Origin of the sequence: Oribacterium sinus (genome assembly GCF_963537195.1) — a bacterium.
Classification (GTDB): Bacteria; Bacillota; Clostridia; order Lachnospirales; family Lachnospiraceae; genus Oribacterium; species Oribacterium sinus_A.
Genome location: NZ_CAUTEG010000090.1, coordinates 1 through 9,407, shown reverse-complemented (window position 1 = coordinate 9,407; position 9,407 = coordinate 1). Strand labels below are relative to the sequence as shown.

Below are 9,407 nucleotides of genomic sequence, written 5' to 3'. Positions count from 1 at the left end.
ATCTGGGTAAACGTTGTATTACCGCCTGGGATATTCCTTTTTTTTCCATAGTCCCCTCATAAATTGTCATCTTTCACAGCATTTTTTACTATACTGTGCTGTGAAAAAGATGTCAATTCTTTATTTATAACGAGTGTCGCTCGCAAGCGTGCGATATCTCGTTGGAAATGCCTTCGCATAATCTGCCTTAAATTTTTCAATTCCCTGATCTGTCAGAGGATGAGAAATCATTTGCAACAAAACCTTGAAGGGCACAGTAGCGATATCCGCCCCGGTCTTTGCACATTCCAAAACATGAATCGGGTGTCTTACAGAAGCACAAATCACTTCGGTTTCCAAGTCCGGATACTGGCTGAAAACGTCCATAATATCCTGAATCAGGATAAGGCCGTCGGAGGAAATGTCATCCATTCTTCCCAAGAAAGGAGAAACGTAGCTTGCTCCCGCTCTGGCTGCCAAAAGCGCCTGGTTTGCAGAGAAAATCAAGGTGACATTGGTCTTGATACCCTCCTTGGAAAGCACCTTTACCGCCTTTAAACCTTCTGCGGTCATAGGAATCTTTACTACCATGTTTTTGGATAAAGCGGCAATCTCACGTCCCTCCGCAATCATCTTCTCTGCGGTGTCACTGTCCGCCCGTACTTCACCGGAAATGGGGCCGTCCATAAAGGAGGCGATTTCCTTCAGGGTTTCCTGATAGTCCCGACCTTCCTTGGCAATGAGAGAAGGATTGGTGGTTACACCGGCAATGATTCCCATATCATAGGCTTCTCGAATTTCCGCCACATTCGCTGTATCAATATAAAATTTCATCTCTTTCCCTCCTTGAACAGAAAATTTATAAGCTCTTTGCCTCTTCCACAACTCTTTCTACCGTGAATCCAAATTCCTTAAAGAGGGACTTGGCAGGGCCGGAGGCACCGAAGCGATCCAGACCGATACTCTTTCCTTCAAAGCCTACATATTTGCCCCAGCCGAAGGTGGAAAGGGCCTCAATGGAAATGCGCTTTTTGCAGGACTTCGGTAATACCTTCTCCTGATATTCCGGACTTTGCAGAGCAAATACTTCCAAGGAAGGCATGGAAACCACGCGAACCGCTCTTCCTTCTCCTCTAAGCACCTTAGCCGCCTCTTCTGCCAGCTCCACTTCGGAACCGGTGGCCATGAGGATTAATTCAGGCTCCTGCTCTCCTCCGGAAAGAATATAGGCACCCTTCAAAGCATCTCTTCCATCCTTACAATACTGGGGAAGATTCTGTCTGCTTAGTACAATGGCTGTGGGACAATCCGTGCTGGACAATGCGGAGAACCAGGCCGCTGCGGTCTCCTGCCTGTCACAGGGACGGAACACCCGGAAATTCGGGGTGGAACGAAGCATAGCCAGCTGTTCAATAGGCTCATGGGTAGGTCCATCCTCTCCTACACCGATACTGTCATGAGTCAATACATAAATCTGTGGCAATCCCATAAGGGCTGCCAGTCTTGCCATAGGCTTTACATAATCACTGAACACGAAGAAGGTCGCTACATAGGAACGAAGTCCTCCATGCAGGAGAATTCCGTTGGCAATGCCTGCCATGGCCAGCTCTCTTACTCCGAAATGGATATTTTTTCCAAGGGGATTTTCCGGGGAATAAAATCCCTCTCCCTTCATTTCCGTCTTGTTGGAAGGGGCAAGGTCTGCAGAACCGCCGAAAAGATTCGGCACCAAATCCTTTAAAATCTGAATCACTTCTCCGGAGGAAGAACGGGTTGCTTCCGGCTTCTCCACAGCTGTCCAGAGCTTTTCTTCCTGCAACAGAGAAGCTGCACTTCCGGGATTATGATAAGCACAGTACTTGGCATAACACTCGGGATATGCCTTCTCGTACTTTGCTCTTAAATCCTCCCAGGCACTGTAGGAAGTCTTCTTTTCCTCTACCAAAGCATCATAGTGGGCATAAACCTCCTTCGGTACAAGGAAAGGCTCCTCCTCTTCCCAGTTTAGGAACTGCCGCATTTCTTTAATATTTTCCTCTCCCAAGGGCTCTCCGTGGGCGGAAGCACTGCCCATCTTCTTGGGAACGCCATAGCCGATTTGAGTCTTAATCGTAATAAAATAGGGGGCAGAACAGTCTTCCTTAGCGGTTTCAATAGCCTGGGAAATCGCTTCGATATCATTACCATCCTCAACCGTCAAGGTCTTGAAACCGAAGGCCTGCATACGCTGTTCCACATTTTCCGTAAAAGCAATGTCTGTATTGCCCTCAATAGAAATCTTGTTGGAATCGTACAAGATGGTCAATTTATCCAGCTTCAAGGTTCCGGCAAGAGAAAGGGCCTCGGAAGAAATTCCTTCCATCAGACAACCGTCTCCGCAGAGAGCATAGGTTCGGTGGTCTACCAGCTTTAAATCTTCTTTATTAAACTCTGCCGCCAAATGACTTTCCGCCATAGCCATACCTACCGCCATAGCAAGACCTGCGCCCAAGGGGCCAGTGGTGGCATCAATGCCCTTGGTATGACCATATTCCGGATGTCCGGGAGTAAGGGACCCCAGCTGACGAAACTGCATCAAGTCTTCCTTGCTCAGCCCAAAGGAAAAAAGATGTAATAAAGAATAGAGCATCATGGAACCATGCCCTGCAGATAACACGAAGCGATCTCTGTTATCCCATTCCGGATGCTCAGGATGAAAATGAAGGTGTTTCGCCCAAAGGGTATATGCCATGGGTGCCGCTCCCAAGGGTAATCCGGGGTGTCCTGAATTCGCCTTTTGGATTCCATCTGCAGAAAGAATACGGATACTGTTTATTGCCTTCGTTTCAATCTCTTTATTCATTTTTTCCTCCTAAGCTCTTGACCGATTCTTTATAAAATTACGTTTTCTATCTTACCATAGGGAAAAAAAATGTCTATGAATTTTGGACTTTAAAAATACAAAAAAGCCTCTATGGAATTCAGGGCTGAAATCGGGTTCGGATTTCCCTTTTTCAGGCCTATATCCATAAAGGCTTTTTCTTAATGTTCAAGCTGTTATTTAGCTGTTATCTTAGCTTTTGTTTTAGCTTTTATCTTAGCTTTTATTTCTTACTCTTCCTTCAACTGGAAGCGCTCCACCAATTCATTCATCTTATTGGCCTGACCGGTAAGCTCTTCGGAGGCTGCCGCACTCTGTTCTGCTGTTGCGGAATTTGCCTGTACTACGGAAGAAATCTGCTGTAAGCCCTGATTTAAGGAAGTGATACCTTCCAAATCCTTGCTGGATGCAGAAGAAATCTTCTCGATCAAGGTGTTTACTTCTTCCGTACTCTTGGAAACGGAATTTAAGGATTCTGCAGTTTCTTCGGTGATTTTTGCACCCTTTTCCACAGCTTCAATGGTTTCTTCAATGAGTAAACCGGTATTCTGTGCCGCCTTGGCAGATTTCTGGGCAAGGTTTCCCACCTCATCCGCCACCACGGCAAAGCCCTTTCCGGCTGCTCCTGCTCTTGCCGCCTCGATAGCCGCATTTAAAGAAAGGATATTGGTCTGGAAGGCAATGTCATCAATGGTCTTGATGATTTTACTGATTTCATTGGACTTTGAGGTAATATCGTCCATAGCCTTACGCATCTCTTCCATCTTCTCATTGGACTGAAGCACGGCAACTCCTGCCTCTCCCTGTAGCTTATAGGCCTCTCCTGCAGTCTTTGTAGAAGCCTGAATAGAGTGAGAAATATCCTGCATATTGGCAGACAGCTCCTCGATGGAGGAAGCCTGCTCCGTAGCACCCTGAGACAGGCTCTGTGCTCCGGTATTTACCTGCTCTGCACTGCTTAATACCTGTACGGAAGAAGCGTGAACCTCCTGTAAGGTTCTGTTCATATCCTCTTGAATATGCTTTAAGCTTTCCAGAAGGGGTGCATAATCTCCTACATACTCTTCGCTTTCCAGATTTTCGGTAAAGTTTCCGCCTGCCATAGCATCCAAACGGTCTCTAAGGTCAAATACAATCTTCTTACTTCTTCCGATTACTTCGGAAATACTGCGAGAAAGCTCTCCGATTTCATCCTGCTGGGGATAATGAATTTCCACATCGAAGTTTCCGCCTGCCACTTCTTTTCCGGCCTCACTGATCTTCTTTAATGGCTTTAAGGCATTGGAAATCCGCACAAAGTTAATAATCTGAACCAGAATGAAAATGATGACCTCGGACAAAATCAAAGCAAATAAAAGCTGATTTTTCTCCTGATCAAAATGAGGAATCGTCATAGCGGTCTGCACCCACCAATCTACACCCTCGATTTGCAAAGGTACATAGTAACGAACCTGGCCATCTCTTTGGAAAAATGCTTCTTTACTCTGCATCTTTTCCACCAGCATATCGTTATATTTCTGACCGATTAAGTCTCCTAAGTTCTTTCCCTTGGCATCCGGATTATTACTGTAAACGAAGTTGTTTTGGTTATCTAAAACATCAAAGAACACATTTTCATAACCAAGTGTACTCATATCCAACTCGTTGAAAACCTCTGTGGAAATCTCTGTGGTTACGATGCCCAAAAAACGATCTCCGTCCAGAATGGGAACGGTCATATAGAAGCTTCCCTTACCGGTATCCGGATTTTCCGTAGGAAGAGTTGCGGAAGCTGTCTTGCTCTCCTGTGCCTGCTTATAAAAATCCTGTGTACCATAAACCTCGTAAGGCACCATGGAGAACTTGTCTCCGTCGGTATCATAACGAAGAGAGTAATTGCTGTTTTCCTTGGAAAATGCATCCGGCTCCAAGAGCAATGCCTGGCTCACAATTCCCAAATTGTTTTTTGCAAAGCTCTGCATGGTTTTCATCAAGTAATACTCTTCCTCAGCCTCCGAAACCGTCAATGCTCCGGTAGCTTCTTCCAGCTTGCTCTTTCCGCTAAGAGCTGAATCTTCGCCATCTTCTTTATGAAAATTTACGAAGCTCTCTGCCAAAGACTTCATGGTATTGCTGGTATTGACCGTGATTTTATTTACTCTACTCGCATTTAAGTTGGAAAGAGCATTCATATTTTGCTCGTTTTTCTTGTTAAATGCTGCGCTGGCCACTGCCAAGATAAAAGCGGTCATCAATGCAAATAAGAAAAGCATGATAATACCTAAGCTCAAAGAAATTCTTCCGCTTAAGGAATGGCTTCGCTTTGGCCCCTGCATTTGTCTGCCCTTTGTTGTACTCAAATCGTGTTTTTTCATTGTTCCTTCACTCCTTCTGTAGAAAATTCCATTTTTCTCGATTTTTTACGACCTAATCATTATCGGCAAAACTAAAATTCTTATAATAAATTGAATTTATTCAACACACTGTTCGTAATTTAGAAATATATTTTTTAAGAATATAATCAACTTTGCCTTTGTATTTTCTTCTATGCTGTTGCTTAATTTTCTCAATACAAAAATGAATTATAAGTAAATTATTTTGTCTTACACACAAAATACTTGAAAATTTTTCTCTCATTCGAGTAAACTGTAGAGGAAATCAACAAGATTATCTTATTCACCGGTTGTAATATTAAAATTGCCTTACAGAAGATTTGACGGATTTCTTTGCAAAAAAAGGAAAGGAGCCTTTATGAATAACGAAAACATCGGGGGAAATTTAGACGCTTTAGCAGAACATCCTCTTACGGAAATCAGCCCCAAGGAGCTGGAAACACAAAGCTACTCTCTATGTAAAGAATTGATAGAGAAGGCTAAGCTGCAGAAGGGGCAGATTCTTGTAGTGGGTTGCTCTTCCTCTGAAGTTATCGGAGAAAGAATCGGCAGCTGCTCCAGTTTGGAAGCGGCAGAATGCTTGTTTCAGGGCATCTATCGGGCCTGTTCAGAAGCCGGAGTATTTTTGGCCACCCAATGTTGTGAACATTTAAACAGAGCCCTTGTGGTGGAACGAGCAGCCCTTCCCTTTCCGGAGCCTGTAAATGTAGTTCCGAAACCAAAGGCAGGAGGATCCTTTTCCACAAAAGCTTATGAGAATTTCCGGGATCCTATTCTTGTAGAGAGAATCCAAGCTGATGCAGGTCTGGATATCGGGGATACCTTTATCGGAATGCACTTAAAATCCGTTGCGGTTCCTCTCAGACTTTCTCAAAAGGAACTTCTCCACGCCCATGTTACTGCAGCCAGAGTACGACCGAAGTTTATTGGCGGTATTCGTGCTTCCTATGATGAGCGCCTGCTTTAAAAATTAAATTTTATATTATTGTGTAAATGAGTCGAAATTATTTCGAAAAGGAAACAGGATGTTTCCGAAGAATACGCCTATGATTTACGGGAGGGATTCCATGTTAAAATACCGTTTTGCTGAAGAAAAAGATTTGACTGCCTGCGTAGACTTATTAACCGATTCTTTTTTTGACTATCCTTATTTTTCTAATTTTATTGAGGAAGATGAAAAGCGCAGAGAATTTGTGCACTCAATCCAAACCATTGCCGTGGAGATTTACTACGGAAAACAGAGAATGTTGCTGGCCGAAGAAGACGGAGAAATTCTTGCCGTAGCAGCAATCCAAAGCCCAATGGACAAGGGTGTGGAATTTAAAGACTACGTTTCCAAAAAGGCACTGCAAACCTTTATGATTGGCGGTATTTTCAAGACTTTGGCATGGATTTCCATGACAGAAAAAGCGGAAAAAGTAATTCACAGCCAAAAATGCCCCTTCTGGTATTTAAGCTCTTTAGCGGTAAAAAACAACCGTAGAGGGGAAGGCATCGGCGCACAATTCCTGGAAGAAGGAGTAATTCCCTATGTATCCTCTGAAGGCGGGGGACAATTCACCCTGATTACCAACACGGAAAATAATGCCCGTTTTTATGAAAAAGCAGGTTTCTCCTTAATGTCCTACGAAGAAATCCATACCCCGAAAACCCAAATGGGGAATTGGAGCTTCTCCATGGATGTGCAAAATGAAAAGACTGTTGTCGCATAAACGACAACAGTCTTTTCATTTTGCATAATAAACAGAGCCACTCCTATCCTTCACTCTTACGATATTCCGAAATACACTGTAATACCTTAGGACAAAGTAGGAAAAGAGCAATCAAGTTAGGGATTACCATAAGACCGTTAAAGGTGTCCGCCACGGCCCAAACCAGGGATAAATCTACGGTAGCTCCCAGAATAGACACTAAAGCATAAAGACTTAAAAAAATCTTTACCGCTATGGGGGAGGCAAAAACAAACTCTGTAAATCGAGCTCCATATAAGCCCCATCCCAATATAGTGGAAAAAGCAAAACAACACAGAGCCACTGCAGTAAAAATACTGGACCAGGCACCATAGGTGCTGGTAAAGCCTGAAATTGTAAGCTCAGCGCCGGCTTCTCTTCCGAAAGGAATATCTACCCCGCTGCATAAGATCACAAGCGCTGTCAGCGTACAGATCACAATGGTGTCCGCAAACACCTCAAAAATTCCAAAATATCCCTGTTTAACCGGTTTTCTGGTATCCGCTGTCGCATGGGCAATGGATCCGGTTCCCAGACCTGCTTCATTAGAGAAGATCCCTCTGGAAATTCCCTTCTTCATGGAAAGAATAAAGCTTCCTACTGCACCTCCCGTAAATGCTCTGGGAGAGAAGGCCGAAGCAAAAATCGTAGTAAAAACAGAGGGAACTCTATCAAAATGAAGGAAAACAACCCCTAAGGACAATACGACATAAAACAAAGCCATAAAAGGAACCAACTTTTCCGTCACCTGTCCAATTCTCTTGATTCCCCCCAACAAAATCAAAGCAACCAGCACAGCAATCACTATCCCGATAAAAAGGTTTACCCTTCCATTCCCTTCCGTAGGCAATAGGGAAAAATGGAACAAGGCTTCATTAATTGCCGCTGTAATCGTATTCACCTGGGTCGCGTTTCCGGTACCAAACACCGTAAGAATACCAAAAATTGCATAAAGGTAAGCCAGAAAAAGCCACTGCCTGCCTAAACCGTTCTTGATATAGTACATGGGTCCGCCCAGCAACTCCCCTTTTTTATTGCTTTCCCGATAATAAACTGCCAAGGTAACTTCGCAGAACTTGGTGCACATCCCTAAAATCGCGGACATCCACATCCAAAAGACAGCTCCGGGGCCGCCAATACTGATGGCTCCCGCCACACCGGCAATATTTCCTGTTCCGATGGTGGCCGCCAAGGCGGTGCAAACCGCCTGAAAGGGGGTCAAAGCACCGTCCTTCGCCTCTCTTTTTCGGAAAATCCTTCCAATTGTTACCTGCATAGCCTCAGGAAAATTCCGTAGCTGTAAAAATCCGGTGCGGATACTCAAATACAATCCCACTCCAAGAATACAGGCCATAGCCGGCACTCCCCAAATAAACCGGTTCACCAGCCGGTTGACCTCAATCAATGTATTCATCTCTTTACCCTATCTATTCTATACTAATTGCTCTTTACTCTAATGCGCTTTACTCTAAATACTCTTTATTCTAATTGCTCTTTACTCTAATAATTTACTAACCTATCAAGCTGTTGACCTCTACACGAATAGGATAATCCTCCTGTTCCTCCAAAGATCGTTGCCGCATCACTCTATCAATAGCCACATGACTGGATTCCGCACTTGCGCCAACCAATAAAATCATATATTGTTTGTTACCGCAGCGAACCACCACATCTCCCCTTCGAATCGTCTTACTCAAAAGACCTCCGAAATTCCGCATTCGATTCTCCGTTCCTCTGCGATCCGCATCCGAACTCTCCTCTACCGTAAATAAAACCATCTGTACGGGAAGCTGCGCTCTCTCTCCCGTCCGCTTTAAGAAATGATAGATACTGCAAAAGTCTTCATAATCCACCATATAAGCACCGGGAAAATAATCTCTGCCCTCAATTCTTTTCTGAATCTCCGGCAAGGAAACCACGTTGCTGATTTCCTCTTCTTCCTCCTTTTCTTCCGAAAAAACGAAATATCCCCCATGGCCTGCGGACTTTACATGATACATGGCTTCATCCGCCTTTTGGTAAAGACTTAAAAAGTCGGAGCCCTGTTGAGGTGCCATAGCAACACCGATGGAAATTCCGAATTGACCGGAAACGGAGGAGCCTAATACATGTTCCAGGCAAGATTTCACCTTGAGGCAAATCTCCTCGCAACGATCCCGTAGGGCATCCTCATTCCAGAAGCCTCGATAAAAAATTATGAACTCATCACCGCCAATACGTCCCAAAACATCATCGGAACGCACCAATCCCTGTAGCACCTTCGCCACTTCCATCAAAACCTGATCTCCCATCTCATGACCGAAACGATCATTTACCATCTTAAAATGGTCCAGGTCCAGCATGAGCAAAAGACCGTTGTCTTTTTTCATTTGTAAATACTCGTTAATTTGTTGTACACAGGCACTTCTATTAAAAAGTCCCGTTAAAACATCGATATCCGCCTTTTTCTCCAGATGCTTCAGCATC

7 protein-coding genes are annotated in these 9,407 nt (G+C 44.2%); 2 read left to right on the top strand and 5 right to left on the bottom strand.

Annotated features, from left to right (window positions below):
- Positions 1 to 120: 120 nt before the first annotated feature.
- From fsa to RYL27_RS09290, 3 genes are all read right to left on the bottom strand, one after another.
- A complete protein-coding gene (gene fsa, locus RYL27_RS09300) occupies positions 121 to 813 on the bottom strand; it encodes a fructose-6-phosphate aldolase (RefSeq protein WP_050768727.1) in 693 nt (230 codons plus the stop codon).
- A 25-nt stretch (positions 814 to 838) separates the two neighbouring features.
- Positions 839 to 2,821, bottom strand: a complete 1,983-nt coding sequence (gene tkt, locus RYL27_RS09295) for a transketolase (RefSeq protein WP_314966777.1) — start codon at positions 2,819 to 2,821, stop codon at positions 839 to 841.
- A 248-nt stretch (positions 2,822 to 3,069) separates the two neighbouring features.
- A complete protein-coding gene (locus RYL27_RS09290) occupies positions 3,070 to 5,193 on the bottom strand; it encodes a methyl-accepting chemotaxis protein (protein ID WP_314966775.1) in 2,124 nt (707 codons plus the stop codon).
- A gap of 376 nt (positions 5,194 to 5,569) precedes the next feature.
- On the opposite strand from RYL27_RS09290, the gene RYL27_RS09285 reads away from it, so the two are divergent.
- Both RYL27_RS09285 and RYL27_RS09280 read left to right on the top strand, forming a co-directional pair.
- A complete protein-coding gene (locus RYL27_RS09285; protein WP_314966773.1) occupies positions 5,570 to 6,178 on the top strand; it encodes a TIGR01440 family protein in 609 nt (202 codons plus the stop codon).
- 100 nt (positions 6,179 to 6,278) lie between these two features.
- Positions 6,279 to 6,923, top strand: a complete 645-nt coding sequence (locus RYL27_RS09280; protein WP_314966771.1) for a GNAT family N-acetyltransferase — start codon at positions 6,279 to 6,281, stop codon at positions 6,921 to 6,923.
- Positions 6,924 to 6,966: 43 nt separating this feature from the next.
- Here the strand turns inward: RYL27_RS09280 and RYL27_RS09275 are convergent, their stop codons facing one another.
- Positions 6,967 to 8,355, bottom strand: a complete 1,389-nt coding sequence (locus tag RYL27_RS09275) for an alanine/glycine:cation symporter family protein (protein WP_314966770.1) — start codon at positions 8,353 to 8,355, stop codon at positions 6,967 to 6,969.
- 97 nt (positions 8,356 to 8,452) lie between these two features.
- The coding region (locus RYL27_RS09270; protein WP_314966769.1) for a GGDEF domain-containing protein at positions 8,453 to 9,407 on the bottom strand (955 nt) is incomplete at its 5' end.